Annotated in this window: 16 protein-coding genes, 1 tRNA gene and 1 pseudogene; 8 read left to right on the top strand and 10 right to left on the bottom strand. The window is 70.2% G+C overall.

Annotated elements, in window-relative coordinates:
- Positions 1-91 precede the first annotated feature (91 nt).
- The gene (locus OG524_RS13920; RefSeq protein WP_405390496.1) at positions 92-499 is read left to right on the top strand and encodes a hypothetical protein; all 408 of its coding nucleotides are present in this window, start codon (positions 92-94) and stop codon (positions 497-499) included.
- 250 nt (positions 500-749) lie between these two features.
- Here OG524_RS13920 and OG524_RS13915 read toward each other — a convergent pair.
- Positions 750-824: transfer RNA gene (locus OG524_RS13915), tRNA-Cys, on the bottom strand.
- A gap of 186 nt (positions 825-1,010) precedes the next feature.
- Here OG524_RS13915 and OG524_RS13910 point away from each other — a divergent pair.
- From OG524_RS13910 to OG524_RS13885, 6 genes are all read left to right on the top strand, one after another.
- Positions 1,011-2,477: an MFS transporter gene (locus OG524_RS13910; RefSeq protein ID WP_405810446.1), complete on the top strand. Its 1,467-nt coding sequence runs from the start codon at positions 1,011-1,013 to the stop codon at positions 2,475-2,477.
- 32 nt (positions 2,478-2,509) lie between these two features.
- Complete coding sequence (locus tag OG524_RS13905; protein ID WP_405810444.1) at positions 2,510-2,707, top strand: Arc family DNA-binding protein; 198 nt, start codon at positions 2,510-2,512, stop codon at positions 2,705-2,707.
- Positions 2,707-3,075: a type II toxin-antitoxin system death-on-curing family toxin gene (locus OG524_RS13900; protein WP_405390500.1), complete on the top strand. Its 369-nt coding sequence runs from the start codon at positions 2,707-2,709 to the stop codon at positions 3,073-3,075. Before OG524_RS13905 ends, OG524_RS13900 begins: the two co-directional genes overlap by 1 nt.
- Before the next feature lie 164 nt (positions 3,076-3,239).
- Positions 3,240-5,021 carry a DEAD/DEAH box helicase gene (locus tag OG524_RS13895; protein ID WP_405390502.1) on the top strand — a complete coding sequence of 594 codons (1,782 nt, stop codon included), beginning with the start codon at positions 3,240-3,242 and terminating at the stop codon, positions 5,019-5,021.
- 514 nt (positions 5,022-5,535) lie between these two features.
- The gene (locus OG524_RS13890; RefSeq protein WP_384498937.1) at positions 5,536-6,180 is read left to right on the top strand and encodes an IclR family transcriptional regulator; all 645 of its coding nucleotides are present in this window, start codon (positions 5,536-5,538) and stop codon (positions 6,178-6,180) included.
- An 83-nt stretch (positions 6,181-6,263) separates the two neighbouring features.
- On the top strand, positions 6,264-7,052 hold the full coding sequence (locus OG524_RS13885) for a S16 family serine protease (protein ID WP_405810441.1): 789 nt from the start codon (positions 6,264-6,266) through the stop codon (positions 7,050-7,052).
- 22 nt (positions 7,053-7,074) lie between these two features.
- Here the strand turns inward: OG524_RS13885 and OG524_RS13880 are convergent.
- From OG524_RS13880 to OG524_RS13845, 8 genes and pseudogenes are all read right to left on the bottom strand, one after another.
- Positions 7,075-7,260 (bottom strand): annotated as a pseudogene (locus tag OG524_RS13880) (MFS transporter); the annotation flags it as partial.
- Between the two features lies 1 nt (position 7,261).
- Positions 7,262-7,444, bottom strand: coding sequence for a hypothetical protein (locus tag OG524_RS13875; protein WP_405810439.1), 183 nt, complete (start codon positions 7,442-7,444; stop codon positions 7,262-7,264).
- Between the two features lie 13 nt (positions 7,445-7,457).
- Positions 7,458-8,081, bottom strand: a complete 624-nt coding sequence (locus OG524_RS13870; RefSeq protein WP_405810437.1) for an ArsR/SmtB family transcription factor — start codon at positions 8,079-8,081, stop codon at positions 7,458-7,460.
- A 121-nt stretch (positions 8,082-8,202) separates the two neighbouring features.
- Positions 8,203-9,174: a glycine betaine ABC transporter substrate-binding protein gene (locus OG524_RS13865; protein ID WP_405390506.1), complete on the bottom strand. Its 972-nt coding sequence runs from the start codon at positions 9,172-9,174 to the stop codon at positions 8,203-8,205.
- On the bottom strand, positions 9,171-10,019 hold the full coding sequence (locus tag OG524_RS13860; protein WP_405390508.1) for an ABC transporter permease: 849 nt from the start codon (positions 10,017-10,019) through the stop codon (positions 9,171-9,173). Before OG524_RS13860 ends, OG524_RS13865 begins: the two co-directional genes overlap by 4 nt.
- Positions 10,016-11,284 (bottom strand): betaine/proline/choline family ABC transporter ATP-binding protein, encoded by a 1,269-nt coding sequence (locus tag OG524_RS13855; RefSeq protein WP_405390510.1) that lies wholly within the window; start codon positions 11,282-11,284, stop codon positions 10,016-10,018. The genes OG524_RS13860 and OG524_RS13855 overlap by 4 nt, the downstream gene beginning before the upstream one ends.
- A complete protein-coding gene (locus tag OG524_RS13850) occupies positions 11,277-11,924 on the bottom strand; it encodes an ABC transporter permease (RefSeq protein ID WP_405810434.1) in 648 nt (215 codons plus the stop codon). The genes OG524_RS13855 and OG524_RS13850 overlap by 8 nt, the downstream gene beginning before the upstream one ends.
- A 15-nt stretch (positions 11,925-11,939) precedes the next feature.
- Positions 11,940-12,413 (bottom strand): Lrp/AsnC family transcriptional regulator, encoded by a 474-nt coding sequence (locus tag OG524_RS13845; RefSeq protein ID WP_405390512.1) that lies wholly within the window; start codon positions 12,411-12,413, stop codon positions 11,940-11,942.
- 122 nt (positions 12,414-12,535) lie between these two features.
- Between OG524_RS13845 and hppD the strand changes: the two genes are divergently transcribed.
- On the top strand, positions 12,536-13,681 hold the full coding sequence (gene hppD / locus OG524_RS13840; RefSeq protein ID WP_405390514.1) for a 4-hydroxyphenylpyruvate dioxygenase: 1,146 nt from the start codon (positions 12,536-12,538) through the stop codon (positions 13,679-13,681).
- Positions 13,682-13,728: 47 nt separating this feature from the next.
- Here hppD and OG524_RS13835 read toward each other — a convergent pair whose 3' ends face one another.
- Entirely contained in the window at positions 13,729-15,405 is a 1,677-nt protein-coding gene (locus OG524_RS13835) for a tetratricopeptide repeat protein (RefSeq protein ID WP_405810431.1), read from the bottom strand.
- Positions 15,406-15,435: the final 30 nt, after the last annotated feature.

Below are 15,435 nucleotides of genomic sequence, written 5' to 3'. Positions count from 1 at the left end.
CCGCAGCCCGTCGCAGCCCGCCGGCTGCTCCCGTCAGTCGCAGGATTGCGTGCCCGGACAAGCGAGTTGCACAACCAACGGGAGACTTCTCATGCAATGGCCAGCCCGACAGGAATTCGACCGCTGGGCCGGACGGCAGCAGAGCTGGGGGGCCGGCCTGATGGCGGTGTCCGCAGCCCTGTTCCTCTGGTTGGGGTACTTGCTACTGATCCCGTTCAGTGTGCAGGACTACCGTGATGAAATCGCTTGCGAGGCCCCGGTGTTCTACGACAGTGAGCGCACCTCATACAGCCAAGGCGCGGGAAAGCTGTGCAGCGTCGAGCGAGACTGGCCGGAACTCCTCGGAATCGGATTTCTTGCCGTACCCCCCGCCGTCGCGGGTGCGGCGCTGTTCACGAGCGGGAGCGCACGCAAGCGGGCGAGTTCCCATGTCTTCCGGATCCTCGAGATGCAGGAGTCCGAGGAGCGAGCCCGGCAGAAGACGCGGCCAAAACCTTGAGGGTGGGGGCGGCGGTGGTGGCCTCGCTCCTGGCTGGATGCTCCGGAGAGACCGAGGCGGTTCCGGAACTCCCCGACCGGCTCTGCTCAAGAATTTCGCTGCTTCGCGCAGCGTGAGCTGAAATGCATGTAATTGCACCCAGCAGGCCGGAGCGTGAAGCGCAGCCCTCGCTGGACCCCGCGTAGCCGCTGACGTACGCAGAAACGGCCGCCCCCACGCAAGCGACGTGGGGGCGGCCGTTGTCTTCTGCTGGAGACCGTGACCGGAATCGAACCGGTGTAACTCGAGTTGCAGTCGAGCCCCTGAGCCTCTCGGGCACACGGTCAGGTGTTGTCGTTCTGTGGTCGACCGTACGGGCCGGCGCGACGCCCCTCAAGGGCGCCGGGGGCCCTGCAACGCGACTGCCACACCGCGTTCACGTTTCGGGCGGCCGGGCCTACGACCAAGGACCGATGCCGGCTCCCACCACCGACAGGGTTCATCCGGCATTACGGCCCTTACTCTTGGGTCCATGAGTGCCCTGGAACCGCGTGACGCCGAGGTCACGGCCCCTTTCGAAGACATAGCCGTCGACACCCCCGCGGAGGGTGTGCTGGGGCGGACCCACCGGGCGCTCAGCATCGGCATCGTCTCCGTCGTGCTACTGATCGCCTTCGAGGCGACCGCCGTCGGTACCGCGATGCCGGTCGCCGCCCGTGAGCTGCACGGCATCCCGCTGTACGCGTTCGCGTTCTCCGCGTACTTCACCACCAGCCTCTTCGCCATGGTGCTCTCCGGGCAGTGGGCCGACCGGCGCGGGCCGCTCGCCCCGCTCGCCACCGGGATCGGCTCCTTCGGGGCCGGGCTGCTGCTGTCCGGGACGGCGGGCAGCATGTGGATGTTCATCCTGGGGCGGGCCGTCCAGGGCATCGGCGGCGGGCTCGTGATCGTGGCGCTGTACGTCGTCATCGGGCGGGCCTACCCGGAGCGGATCAGGCCCGCGATCATGGCCGCGTTCTCGGCGGCCTGGGTCGTCCCGTCCGTCGTCGGGCCGCTCGCCTCCGGGACCGTGACCGAACACCTCGGGTGGCGCTGGGTCTTCGTCGGCATCCCGGTGCTCATCCTCCTGCCGCTCGCTCTGGCCCTGCCCGCGATCCGGCGGATGGCGGGAGGCCCGGCCGACGCGGAGTCGGCCGCGAAGCCCTTCGACAGGCGGCGCATCCGGCTGGCCCTGGGCATCTCGCTGGGCGCCGGGCTCCTGCAGTTCGCCGGACAGGAGCTGCGGTGGGTCTCGCTGCTTCCGGCCGCCGTCGGTGCCGCGCTGCTCGTGCCCGCCGTGCGCGGGCTGCTGCCCCGGGGGACCGCACGGGCGGCCCGGGGGCTGCCCGCGGTGATCCTGCTGCGCGGGATATCGGCCGGCTCGTTCATCGCCGCCGAGTCCTTCGTACCGCTGATGCTGGTGACCCAGCGTGGACTGTCCCCGACGATGGCCGGCCTGTCGCTCGCGCTGGGCGGCCTCACCTGGGCCCTCGGCTCGTACGTACTGGCCCGGCCCCGCCTGGAGAAGCACCGGGAGTCGCTGATGGTGGCCGGAATGGTGCTGGTGGCCCTGGCGATAGCGGCCGCGCCGGCCGTGCTGATCGAGTCGGTGCCGGTGTGGACGCTGGCCGCCGCCTGGGGCGTCGGGTGCTTCGGCATGGGCATGGTGATCGCTTCGACGAGCGTGCTGCTGCTGAAGCTGTCGGCGCCGGAGGAGGCGGGCGGCAATTCCGCGGCGCTGCAGATCTCGGACGGGCTGTCCAACGTGCTGCTGCTCGCCGGCGGCGGAGCGGCGTTCGCCGCGCTGGGCGGCGGTGCGGTGGGCGCGGCGGCCCACGGGGCGGTGGGCAGCGGCGCCGCCGGATCGCACCCGGGGGCGTTCACGGCGGTGTTCCTGCCGATGGCGGCGGTGGCCCTGGTGGGGGTGTGGGTGGCTACGCGGGTGAAGGAAAGCTCATAGTGCCGCCTGGTACCGCGCGGTACCATTTTTTCATGGCTGGTCTGAATCTGCGGTTCACCGAAGAAGAGCTGGACGCGTTGCGTGCGCGCGCCGAGGCGGAGGGCCGCAGTATGCAGGCCTTCGCCCACGACGCGGTGATCACCGCCATAAACGAACACTCGCGTCTCTTCGACGAGGCGGCGGATCATGTGCTGAAGGCGAGTGAGGAGCTCAACCGGAGGCTTGCCTGATGCAGTACCTGACACTGCCCGAGCTGCTCAACCTGGCGGAGCGCCTCCGTGCGGCCGAGGTGCGTGACTACGGGCTGCTCGATTCGGCGCTGGCGCGCCCGCAGGCGAGCGTATTCGGCCAGGACGCCTATCCGGACGTGTGGCAGAAGGCCGCGGCGCTGATGGAGTCACTGGCCCGAAACCACGCGCTCGTGGACGGCAACAAGCGCATTGCTTGGTACGCGACCTGGGTTTTCCTGCACATGAACGGGCACCCGCTCGACCCCGGCTTCGACGTGGACGAGGCCGAGCGGTTCGTACTGGACGTATGCCAAGGGGCCTTGGACATGCCCAAGATCGCGGAACAGCTGCCCGGGTTCGCCAGGTAGCCGTCCCCTGTGAAGCGGGTCTCAGCGGCGCCGGGTCACGGCTGGTTCGTACGGGGTTCCGGCCCGCCCGCCGGTAGGGTGGCCCGGTTGTCGTATCGCGTACGAGTCCGTCCCGGCCCGTACGGGCAGCACCCCACGTACCCGAGTGCCCCGAACCGGAGACCGTGACTACTACCGCCTCCCACCACCTCTCACCCGCCTTTCCCGGCCGCGCCCCCTGGGGTACGGCCGGGAAGCTGCGAGCCTGGCAGCAGGGCGCCATGGAGAAGTACGTCCAGGAGCAGCCGCGCGACTTCCTCGCCGTCGCGACGCCCGGCGCAGGGAAGACCACCTTCGCGCTGACCCTCGCCTCATGGCTGCTGCACCACCACGTGGTGCAGCAGATCACCGTGGTCGCGCCCACCGAGCACCTCAAGAAGCAGTGGGCGGAGGCCGCGGCCCGCATAGGCATCAGGCTCGACCCCGAGTACAGCGCCGGTCCCGTGAGCAAGGACTACCACGGGGTCGCGATCACGTACGCCGGTGTCGGCGTGCGCCCGATGCTGCACCGCAACCGCTGCGAGCAGCGCAAGACCCTCGTGATCCTCGACGAGATCCACCACGCCGGTGACTCGAAGTCGTGGGGCGAGGCCTGCCAGGAGGCGTTCGACCCGGCGACCCGGCGCCTCGCGCTCACCGGTACGCCGTTCCGGTCCGACACGAACCCGATCCCGTTCGTGGCGTACGAGGAGGGCAACGACGGCATCCGGCGTTCCTCGGCCGACTACACGTACGGCTACGGCAACGCGCTCGCGGACGGCGTCGTCCGCCCCGTGATCTTCCTCAGCTACAGCGGCAACATGCGCTGGCGCACCAAGGCCGGCGACGAGATCGCCGCCCGGCTCGGCGAGCCGATGACCAGGGACGCCATCGGGCAGGCCTGGCGCACCGCGCTCTCGCCCACCGGTGACTGGATCCCCAATGTGCTGGCCGCCGCCGACAAGCGGCTGACCGAGGTGCGCAAGGGCATTCCTGACGCGGGCGGTCTGGTCATCGCGACGGACCAGGAGTCGGCGCGCGAGTACGCCAAGATCCTGAAGAAGATCACCGGCGACCGCCCTGCCGTCGTGCTCTCCGACGAGAAGGCCGCGTCGAAGAAGATCGACCAGTTCAGCCAGGACGGATCGCGCTGGATGGTCGCGGTCCGCATGGTGTCGGAGGGTGTCGACGTGCCGCGCCTCGCGGTCGGGGTGTACGCCACGACCATCTCGACACCGCTCTTCTTCGCCCAGGCCGTCGGCCGTTTCGTGCGGTCGAGGCGGCGCGGCGAGACCGCGTCCGTGTTCCTGCCGACGATCCCGATGCTGCTCGACTTCGCGAACGAGATGGAGGTCGAGCGCGACCACGTGCTCGACAAGCCGAAGAAGGGCAGCGACGAGGAGAACCCCTTCGCCGAGGAGGACCAGCTCCTCGCGGACGCGGAGAAGCTCGAGGACGAGGAGACCGAGGAGCAGCTGCCCTTCGAGGCGCTGGAGTCCGACGCGGTCTTCGACCGGGTGCTGTACGACGGCGCCGAATTCGGCATGCAGGCGCACCCGGGGAGCGAGGAGGAGCAGGACTACCTGGGAATCCCGGGGCTGCTCGAACCCGACCAGGTGCAGCTGCTCCTCCAGAAGCGGCAGACCCGGCAGATCGCGCACAGCCGCCAGAAGCCGGCCGCGGAGGCCGACCTCCTGGAGAAGGCGGCCGAGGACCGGCCCGTGGTCACGCACAAGAAGCTGCTGGAGTTGCGCAAGCAGCTCAACACGATGGTGTCGGCGTACACGCACCAGAGCGGCAAACCGCACGGCGTGATCCACACCGAGCTGCGGCGGGTGTGCGGCGGCCCGCCGAGCGCCGAGGCGACGGCCGGACAGATCCAGGACCGGATCAAGAAGGTGCAGGAGTGGGCCACCCGGATGCGGTGAGGTGACCCCGGGCGACGGGCCCGGTGCGGGGGAGACCATCCCTCGCACCGGGCCCGTCGCCGTGCCCGGTGCCCGGTGCCCACCGCCCGAGGCCCGGCGAGGCGCCCCGCCCCGGAGCGTGCGGCGCTCGTGAGGGCGTGCGCGAACCCGTTGCGCGGAAAACTTCGTCACATTAATTTACGGTGGGTTAACACCCGTTCACGTCCGGTGCACGGAGCGTCGCGGCGGAGTCACGCGACTAGAACGCGCGTAGATGTTCGCGTTCCGGACGGTTCCGCGCTGACCGGCGGTTATGTCATCGCGTTCCGGAGGGAGACCGGATTCTGGACGAGGTCTTCCGCTGAGCGGACCCGCTCGCTAATGTCCCCGAAACATGAACGCACTGTGGCAGTGTCGCCGCGGTGCGCAGCCGGTGCCATGGCCAGTCGGCGGCCTCTCGGTACGTCGCCGTCGGGTCCGGCGTCGGCACTCCGAAGAGAGATCCGCCCCGCTCACCAAAGAGGGAGAGGGCGTCGTGACCGCGGAGACTTCCCAGACGCTCGACAGAGGACTGCGTGTCCTCAAGCTGCTCGCCGATACCGATCACGGCCTGACCGTCACCGAGCTGTCGAACAAGCTCGGCGTCAACCGCACGGTGGTCTACCGACTCCTCGCCACTCTCGAACAGCACGCTCTCGTCCGGCGTGATCTCGGCGGCCGGGCCAGAGTCGGCCTGGGCGTGCTGCGCCTGGGCCGCCAGGTGCATCCGCTCGTCAGGGAGGCGGCGCTGCCCGCACTGCGCTCGCTGGCCGAGGACATCGGGGCCACCGCCCACCTCACCCTGGTCGACGGCGCGGACGCACTTGCCGTCGCCGTCGTCGAACCCACCTGGACCGACTACCACGTGGCCTACCGGGCGGGCTTCCGGCACGCACTGGACAGGGGCGCCGCAGGCCGGGCGATCCTCACCGCCCGGCAGAAGTCGCTCGCCGACCATCCCGGCTACACCCTCACCCAGGGCGAGCTCGAAGCCGGCGCCTGCGGTGCCGCGGCACCGCTGGTCGGGGTGTCCGGGGTCGAGGGCAGCGTGGGCGTCGTGATGCTCGCGGACGCCGTGCCCGAACGGGTCGGCCCTCGCGTGCTCGACGCGGCCCGGGAGGTCGCGGACGCGCTGCGCTGAGCCCGCCGCGGACGCGCTGCGCCGCCCTGCGCCCGGGGCCGGGGGAGTCGTCCGGGGCGTGCGGCGGCGGATAGATTGGGCGGGTGCTCACTCGTCTCACGCGCCCCCGCGCCCTCGCCCTCTGTGCGCTGCCCGTCCTCGCGCTCTTCGGTACGGCGGCCTTCGCGCCGCTGCCGTTCACCCTGGCGCAGCCCGGCACGACCGCGAACGTGCTGGGCGACGACCAGGGGAAGCCGGTCATCACGATCAAGGGTGCGCCGACCCTCCCCACGGACGGCAAGCTGCTGATGACGACGATCATCGCGACCGGGCCCACGGCCGACGTCACGGCCGGGGACGTGGTCGACAGCTGGTTCAGGACGGACCGAGCGGTCATGCCGCGCGACTCCGTCTACCCCACCGGGGGCTCCGAGAAGGAGATCGAGCAGCACAATCTCCAGGACATGAAGAAGTCGCAGAACGTCGCCGTCGAAGCGGCCTTGGACTACCTGGACAAGGACCCCGGTTCGGTGGACGTCACCCTGCACCTCGCCGATGTCGGAGGTCCCAGCGCCGGGCTGTTCTTCTCGCTCGGCATCATCGACAAACTCGCCGGTGACGGCTCCGGCGGCAGTCTGACCGGTGGCCGTACGGTCGCCGGTACGGGAACGATCGAGGCCGACGGCACGGTCGGAGCCGTCGGCGGGGTCTCCCTGAAGACGCAGGCCGCGCGGCGTGACGGCGCGACCGTCTTCCTGGTGCCGAAGGCCGAGTGCAGGGAGGCGGAGGCGGAGCGCCCCGAGGGTCTGCGGCTGATCCCCGTCACGACACTGAAGAGCGCGGTGTCCTCGCTGCGGGCCCTGGATCAGGGGGACAAGGTTCCGAGCTGCTGACCTGCGGCCCGGGACCCTCCATACCGCGCCACGCGGGGAACACCAGCGGGCTCAGCGTCGCCAGGAAGTACACCCCGCCCATCGTGGTGTCGAGGACGAACCACGGCACGCCGATGAGCGTGAGCGAAGTGCCCGCTGTGGATATCGAGTTGGCCGCGAGAACGGCGGCGAGCGGGATACGGTCCCGCGCCGGCTTCCCCCCGTCCACGTCAGGCCGCTCGCGCGGCACATGCCGGGGGCGGCGCGCTCCGGGCCAGCCGGAGGCCCAGCTCGACCATCGTCCAGCCCATCCGGTGACGCAGTCCGGGGCGTACCGGGGTGAACCCGGCCGCGTCGCGGTGGAGTTCGGCGGCGCGGCAGGTGTGGAGCAGAAGGTGGACATCGCTGTGCATGACGGTGATCCCCTCAGTCGGTGGGACGCGGGAACACGTGCAGGTGGGTGCGGACGACGGCCGACCCCTCGGTGCCCTCGGGGACGCGGCCCCGGTAGCTGTTCACCAGCTCCTGCATCTTCTCCGTGAGTTCCAGGGAGAGTTCAGGGGTGAGGCGCAGCTTGAAGTCGCTCATGTCGAACGCCTGACGCCACTCCTCGGGCCATTCGTGCATCGTCCCGAGCCAGGTGTTCAGCTCCTGGGCGTGCGTGGTCGCCACCTCGTGGAGCACGACTCCGATGGCTCCGCGCACCTCGGGATCCGGGTGCTGCAGGAAGTTCTCCGTGCGCCCGAAGACGGTGCCCGTGTGGACGGCCTTCCACCACCGCTCGCGCCCTTTGCCGCGCTCCGGGTCGTCCTCGACGAAGCCGTACGCGGCGAGCTGGCGCAGGTGGTAGCTGGTGGCACCGCTGGACTCGCCGAGCCGGTCGGCCAGACCGGAGGCGGTGGCGGGACCGAACTCCCGGAGGGCGTTCAGCAGCCGGATACGCAGCGGGTGCGCGAGGCCGCGCAGGGTGCGGGTGTCGACGTGGTGGATCTTCGGGTCGTCGGCGTACGAGGGCGGGGCGGGCCGGTCTTCGGGCTCGTTCGGTGGCATGACACGACCATAAAGTTGCAAAGACTGCTTTGCAACATGTTTTTTGCAACGACTTCTTTGGAAGCTCTCGGTCCCGCCCGAACCCGCTCCCGCCCGGCCTGCTCAGCCCGCCCGCTCCCGCTCAGCCCTCCTCGATGAACCCCTCCTCCAGCAGCCAGTCCTTCGCCACCTCGTGCGGGTCCTGCCCGTCCACGTCCACCTTGGAGTTGAGCTCCTGCGCGAGCTCGGTCGTCAGCTTCTCGGTCACCGGAGCCAGCATCGTGGCGATCTCCGGGTACTTGTCGAGGGTCGCCGTGTGGATGGCGGGGGCGGCGTTGTAGTTGGGGAAGAACTGCCTGTCGTCCTCCATCACGTCCAGGTTCATCGCCTTGATCCGGCCGTCCGTGGTGTACACCTCGCCCAGCAGGCAGGAGTCGGACTTCGACACCTGGGTGTAGATGATCCCGGCGTCCATCTTCTTGATGTTCGCGGACGGAAGCTCCAGCCCGTACTTCTCCTGCATGCCCGGCAGCCCGTCGTCGCGCGACGCGAACTCGTTCTCCACGCAGACCGTCACGGCCCCGGGGTCCTTCTTCGCGAGCGCGGCCACGTCCGAGAGGGTCTTCAGGTGGTGCTCGGCGTTGTTCTCCTTGCTGATGGCCAGGGCGTACGTGTTGTCGAGGGTGGCCGGCGGCAGCCAGGTCACCCCGTTGCCCAGGTCCTCGTCGCGGACCGCCTTCCACTGCTTCTGCGGGTCGGTGATCGGCTCGGCGTGGCCCAGATAGGTGATCCACCCCGTACCCGTGTAGTCGTACATCGCGTCGGCCTCCCCCTGGATGACCGCCTCACGCGCGCTGATGGACCCCGGCAGGTTCGTGCGGTCCAGGACCTCGGCGCCGGCCGCCTTGAAGACCAGCCCGATCACGTTGCCGAGGATGATGTTCTCGCTGAAGTTCTTCGAGGTCACCGTCAGCGAGGCACCCTGGAGCGGCTGCCCCTGCCCCACCGACCCAGGGACCACGTCGTCCACCAGCGGCGACCCGCTCTTCAGCCCGCACCCCGAGAGCACGAGGGCGAGCGTGGCCGCCGATGCCAGGCACGTACGTACCCTCACGCTTCCTCCAGCCCGCGCGGCGTCAGCCACAGTTCGACCAGCGAGGCCAGCCAGTCCACGAGCAGTGCCAGCACCACCGTCAGTACGGAACCGAGCACCAGCACCGGCATGCGCTGCGTCTGGATCCCCGAGGTGATCAGGTCGCCGAGTCCGCCGCCGCCCCCGAAGGTGGCGAGGGTCGCCGTGCCCACGTTGAGCACCAGGGCCGTGCGGACGCCCGCCAGGATCAGCGGGACGGCGAGCGGCAGTTCGACCTTGGTGAGCGTGCCCATCGCGGACATGCCGATGCCCCGGGCGGCCTCCACGAGCGTCGGCTCGATCGAGTTCAGGCCCGCCACGGTGTTGGAGAGCACCGGCAGCACCGCGTAGATCACCATTCCGATGATCGCCGTCGAGGGGCCGATGCCCAGCCAGATCACCAGCAGGGCCAGCAGCCCGATCGCGGGGGTCGCCTGGCCGATGTTGGCGAGGACAGTGACCCCGGGGGCGGCCCTCTTCAGGCCGCGCCGGGTCAGCGCGATGCCGAGCGGGATGGCGATGATCAGCACCCAGAAGGTGGAGATCGCGGTCAGCCTGACGTGCTGCCACCAGCGGACCTCGACGGTGTCGCCGGCCAGCGAGTTCTCGGCGATCGAGTCGAGGTCCACGTTGGAGATCCAGAAGTAGGTGGCGACCAGGACGACCGCGAGGACGGCCGGGACGACCACGAGCTTCTGCCAGGTGATCCGGCGGGCCGGACCGGGCGGCGCCGGGGAGGGCTCCGCCTCCTCGTCGCGGAAGGCGTGGCCCCGCACGTCGTGTTCCCCTGGCGGTCGCGTGGAGGGTGCCCGATGGCTGGGGGTCATAGCCCGCCGCCACCCCCCTCCAGCTCCTGCTCGGTCTGATGGACCCGCAGGTGCTCCAGATCGTGCTGGTGCTCCATCGCGGTGAGCCGGTCGGCCTCCAGCAGTTCCTGCACGGAGTTCATCAGGGTGTGCATGTCGACGACGCCGATGAACTCCCCGCGCCGCCCCGTCACGGCCACCCGCCCTCCGCTGTCGGTCAGCACCGCCTCCAGCGCGTCGTGCAGCGTCGCGTCCCGGGTCACCGTGTCGTGCACCAGCTGCCCGGCCCTGGCGAGCGAACCCTTGGCCCGCATCAGGTCGCCGCGCCGCAGCCACTTGTACGGACGGTTCCTGCGGTCCAGCATCAGCAGCTCGTTGTGCCGGCCGTCCCGGAGCTTGTCGAAGATCGACTGGAGCGGGTCCTCGACGGTCACCGTGGGGAAGTCGGCGATGCCCACATCCCGTACGCGGGTGAGGTTGAGCCGCTTCAGGGCCGCGCCCGCACCCACGAACCCGGAGACGAAGTCGTCCGTGGGGTTGGTGAGGATGGCCTCCGGGGTGTCGAACTGCGCGATGTGCGAACGCTCCCGCAGCACCGCGATCCGGTCGCCCAGCTTGATCGCCTCGTCGAAGTCGTGCGTGACGAAGACGATCGTCTTGTGCAGCTCGTGCTGGAGCCGGATCAGCTCGTCCTGGAGGTGGTCGCGGGTGATGGGGTCGACCGCGCCGAACGGTTCGTCCATCAGCAGCACCGGCGGATCCGCGGCCAGCGCCCGTGCCACGCCGACCCGCTGCTGCTGGCCGCCGGAGAGCTGGCGCGGGTACCGCCCGTGGAACTCCCGCGGATCGAGACCGACCAGGTCGAGCATCTCCTCGACCCGGTCCTTCACCCCCGACTTCGACCAGCCGGTCATCTTCGGCACGAGGGCGATGTTCTCCGCGACGGTCATGTGCGGGAAGAGCCCGGAGGACTGGATCGCGTAGCCGATCTTGCGCCGCAGCTTCACCGGGTCCATGTCGGTGACGTCCTCGTCGTTGATCCTGATCCGCCCGGACGTCGGCTCGATCAGTCTGTTGATCATCTTCAGCGTGGTGGACTTACCGCAGCCGGAGGGCCCCACGAGGATCACGGTCTCGCCGGCCCTGATGTCCATGGAGACGTTGTCGACGGCCGGGGCGGGGCTGCCGGGGTAGGACTTCGTGAGGTTCTCCAGCTGGATGGTGGCCCCCGAGGTCGCGGCGGGGGACGGGGGAGTCTCCTTCGGCCCGGTGACGGTTTCAGACACGGATCCCCCTGGGGATGGTGAGCCGTCCGAGCAGGACGTAGGCGGCGTCGAAGAGCAGGGCGAGGATGACGATGCCGAGCGTGCCCGCGAGGACCTGGTTGATCGCGTTGGCACTGCCCAGCGAGGCGAGACCCCGGAAGATCTCGTTCCCGAGACCGGGCCCCGAGGCGTACGCGGCGATGGCGGCGATACCCATCAGCATCTGCGTGGAGACCCGGATCCCGGTGAGGATGGGCGGCCAGGCGAGCGGCAGCTCCACCCGGCACAGCCGCGCCGTACGTGACATCCCGATGCCCTTCGCCGCGTCGACCAGGGACGGGTCGACGCCGCGCAGTCCGACGATGCAGTTACGGACGATGGGCAGCAGCCCGTACAGGGTCAGGATGATCACGGTGGGCGGGACCCCGAGGCCGACCAGCGGGATCAGCAGGCCGATCGCGGCGAGCGACGGGATGGTGAGGATCATGGCCGTGGACGTGATGGCCAACGGCCCGCCCCAGCTGCTCCGGTAGCTGACCACACCGATCAGGACGCCGAGCAGGGTGGCGATGACCATGCACTGGAAGACGGCGCTGACGTGCTGGAACGCGTCGGTGAGCAGCTGCTGGTGGCGGGTGGTCACGTACTCCCAGAAGTTCACATGCCGCTCCTCGGGTCAGCCGATGTCCTGTGCAGCCTGCTCGACGAGCGGGAGAATACGCAGGGGGACCGGGTTTTCCATGACGATCGCGGTGGAGGCCCGGACAATCCCATCCAAACCGACGACCCGGTCGATCACCCGCTGGAGATCGGCGTTGGAGCGGGCGACGAGCCGGCAGAGCATGTCGCCGTGCCCGGTGGTGGTGTGCAGTTCGAGCACCTCGGGCACCCCACCCAAATGGGCCCGTACATCGGCACCTTGGCCCTGCCTGATCTCCAGCGTGGCGAACGCGGTGACGGGGTAGCCGAGTGCCGCCGGGTCGACGTCCGGACCGAAACCGCGGATGACGCCGTTCGACTGAAGGCGGTCGAGCCGCGCCTGGACCGTCCCGCGCGCCACCCCGAGCCGCCGGGAGGCCTCCAGTACACCGATACGGGGCTCACGGGCCAGCAGCGCGATGAGCCGGCCGTCCAGATGATCGATCGCCATGATCCGTCTCCCGATGGTCACCCTGTACAGATAGCAACCCCATCCTGCCCATCCGCTGGGCAGATTGACCAGCGTTCACGCGAACTGTTGCGCACCTTGCGAAGCGGCGGGAACCTTCGGACATGACTGAGACTCTGCACACCACCCCCGACACCGCCCGGCAGGCCGACCCCTTCCCGGTCAAGGGAATGGACGCGGTGGTCTTCGCCGTGGGCAACGCCAAGCAGGCGGCGCACTACTACTCGACCGCCTTCGGAATGAAGCTCGTCGCCTACTCCGGACCGGAGAACGGCAGTCGCGAGACGGCGAGTTACGTCCTGACGAACGGTTCCGCCCGCTTCGTCCTCACCTCCGTCATCAAGGCCTCCACCGAGTGGGGCACCTTCCTGGCCGACCACGTGAACGCCCACGGTGACGGTGTGGTCGACCTCGCCATCGAGGTCCCGGACGCCCGCGCGGCGTACGCGTACGCGGTCGAGCACGGCGCCAAGGGCATCACGGAGCCGTACGAGCTCAAGGACGAGCACGGCACGGTCGTCCTCGCCGCCATCGCCACGTACGGCAGGACCCGCCACACCCTCGTCGAGCGCTCCGGCTACGACGGCCCCTACCTTCCGGGCTTCGCCACCGCCGCCCCGATCGTCGAGGCGCCCGCCAAGCGGACCTTCCAGGCCATCGACCACTGCGTCGGCAACGTCGAGCTCGGCCGGATGAACGAGTGGGTGGCGTTCTACAACAAGGTCATGGGCTTCACCAACATGAAGGAGTTCGTGGGCGACGACATCGCCACCGAGTACTCCGCCCTGATGTCGAAGGTCGTCGCCGACGGCACGCTGAAGGTGAAGTTCCCGATCAACGAGCCGGCGATCGCGAAGAAGAAGTCGCAGATCGACGAGTACCTGGAGTTCTACGGCGGCGCCGGCGTCCAGCACATCGCGCTCGCCACCAACGACATCGTCGCGTCCGTCAAGGCGATGCGGGCGGCCGGCGTCCAGTTCCTGGACACCCCGGACTCCTACTACGACACCCTCGGCGAGTGGGCGGGCGAGACCCGCGTACCCGTGGAGACACTGCGCGAGCTGAAGATCCTGGTCGACCGTGACGAGGACGGCTACCTCCTGCAGATCTTCACCAAGCCGGTCCAGGACCGGCCGACGGTCTTCTTCGAAATGATCGAGCGCCACGGCTCGATGGGCTTCGGCAAGGGCAACTTCAAGGCCCTGTTCGAGGCGATCGAGCGCGAGCAGGAGAAGCGCGGCAACCTGTAGCCGGCCATGCCCCGGGACGCGCGCGCCCCGCACGTCCCGGGGAAGGGCTACTGAGCCACCGCCTCCGCGCCCGGCTTCGCCTTCGGGGACGGAGCGGCCTCCTGCGCGGACCGCTTCGGCCCCGGCTCGTCCTTCGCCGCCTTCTCCCGGCTCTCCGCCTTCCCAGGCCCGGCGTCCTTTTCGTCCGCCCCGTCCGTCCCGCTCCTCTCCGGCGCCCCGGGGCTCGGTTCCGGCTCCGGAGCGGGCTCAGGGGCCGACGGCTCCATGTCAGCCGGGCCACCGGAGGCCGGTGCGCCCAGCGCGTCCAGGGCCTCCTGGGCCAGGGGCGCGGCCAGCGGGGAGAACTCCGGATTCGTACGGAGGGACTCCTCCAGATCACCGCGGGCCGGACCGCCCTGGCCGAGCGCGCTCTCGATCATGCCCAGGTGGTACGCGTACGAGGCGTTCCGCACTCCCGTCTCCACCGCCCGCTCCGCGTACTGCAGGCCCTCCTCCGACCGGCCCGCCCGGTGCAGCGCCCAGCCCAGGGCGTCCGACACGGCCGAGCTGCGGCGCAGCGCGGACCACTCGGTGCGCATCAGCTCCACGGCCGCTTCGGGGTCGCCGTGGTCCGCCTCGAACAGGGCCTCCGTCACGGACTCGTCGACCCCGTCGGTCCTGCCCTGCGCGAGCAGTTCGCGGAGCCTCGTGTACTGGGTGCGGGCGTCTCCGTCCAGATTCAGCGACTCGTACAGCTCGCCCAGTTCGAGCACGTACTCCGGGCGCGGCAGCTTCGTCGTCACCGTGCGGTAGTCGGCCAGCGCCTCGTCCGTGCGGTCCAGGGCCACCAGCGCGCGGGCCCGGCCGGCCAGGGAGGCGAGGTGCCCCCTGTCGGTGCGCAGGGCCGCGCCGTACTGGGCGACGGCCTCCGCGGGCTCGCCGCGCTCCCACGCCAGGTCGCCCAGCCGGTGCAGCGCCGCCGCCTTCTCCGCGGGGGCGGTGGCGCGGTCCGCCGCCTCCTGCGCGGTGGCAAGGGCGTCCTCGCGCCAGCCCTGGTTCCGGTACATCTCCGCGGTCCTGCCCAGCGCGGGGACGCCCTTGCGCAGCGACCCGAACTTCTCCGTCGCCCTGACCGCGGCCTCGTACTCGCCGAGACCGTTGTACGCGTCGATCAGGACCGGGTACGCCGCCCAGTTCTTCGGCTGCCGCGCGCGTACCGTCTCGCCCCACTTCTTCGCCGCGAGGTGGTCGTGCCGGGCGTTGGCGAGGGCCCCCAGCCCCACCCAGGCCTCCGTGTTCCCGCGCTCACCGGGCTGTGCGGCCAGCGAGCGCTGCAGCGCCTGCTCCGCCCGGGTGTAGTAGGCCGCGTCCGCGGAGCGCCGGCCCCACTCCACGTACGCCGTACCGAGCACCGCCCAGGACGGGGCGTCGGACGGGTGCGTCTCCACCCACTGCTGCCGGTCGCCGATCAGCGCCGTGAGGTCGGACAGCGACGCCGGGGAGCCCGCGGCCGCAGCGGCCTCGGCCCGCGCGACCGGCCCCGGCACGGGGGGTGAGGCATCGTTCGCGTCGTCCGGTACGGCGACCACCGCACCGGCCACGAGTACGGCACCGGCCACCGCACCGAACGCCGCCCTGCGCAGCGTGGTGCGCATCGGCGCGGGGGGCGGGGGAACGGCCGTCGCACCCTCCGGCGGCAGGGTGGAGGGGGGTGGCTCCGGGTTCTGCTGCGGCATGGCATCCATGGCCATCACTCTGCGTCAGTACGAAGATCG

The organism is Streptomyces sp. NBC_01520 (assembly GCF_045040375.1).
Classification (GTDB): Bacteria; Actinomycetota; Actinomycetes; order Streptomycetales; family Streptomycetaceae; genus Streptomyces.
The sequence above is the reverse complement of the archived record's forward strand: the minus strand, read 5'-3'. Positions and strand labels throughout refer to the sequence as shown.

Excerpts from the sequence above, each read along its gene's own strand:
- OG524_RS13910 (WP_405810446.1), top strand. The coding sequence starts at position 1,011 with ATGAGTGCCCTGGAACCGCGTGACGCCGAGGTCACGGCCCCTTTCGAA.
- OG524_RS13905 (WP_405810444.1), top strand. The coding sequence starts at position 2,510 with ATGGCTGGTCTGAATCTGCGGTTCACCGAAGAAGAGCTGGACGCGTTG.
- OG524_RS13860 (WP_405390508.1), bottom strand. The coding sequence starts at position 10,019 with ATGACCCCCAGCCATCGGGCACCCTCCACGCGACCGCCAGGGGAACAC.
- OG524_RS13870 (WP_405810437.1), bottom strand. The coding sequence starts at position 8,081 with ATGCCACCGAACGAGCCCGAAGACCGGCCCGCCCCGCCCTCGTACGCC.
- hppD (WP_405390514.1), top strand. The coding sequence starts at position 12,536 with ATGACTGAGACTCTGCACACCACCCCCGACACCGCCCGGCAGGCCGAC.
- OG524_RS13845 (WP_405390512.1), bottom strand. The coding sequence starts at position 12,413 with ATGGCGATCGATCATCTGGACGGCCGGCTCATCGCGCTGCTGGCCCGT.
- OG524_RS13875 (WP_405810439.1), bottom strand. The coding sequence starts at position 7,444 with ATGCACAGCGATGTCCACCTTCTGCTCCACACCTGCCGCGCCGCCGAA.
- OG524_RS13920 (WP_405390496.1), top strand. The coding sequence starts at position 92 with ATGCAATGGCCAGCCCGACAGGAATTCGACCGCTGGGCCGGACGGCAG.
- OG524_RS13900 (WP_405390500.1), top strand. The coding sequence starts at position 2,707 with ATGCAGTACCTGACACTGCCCGAGCTGCTCAACCTGGCGGAGCGCCTC.
- OG524_RS13835 (WP_405810431.1), bottom strand. The coding sequence starts at position 15,405 with ATGGATGCCATGCCGCAGCAGAACCCGGAGCCACCCCCCTCCACCCTG.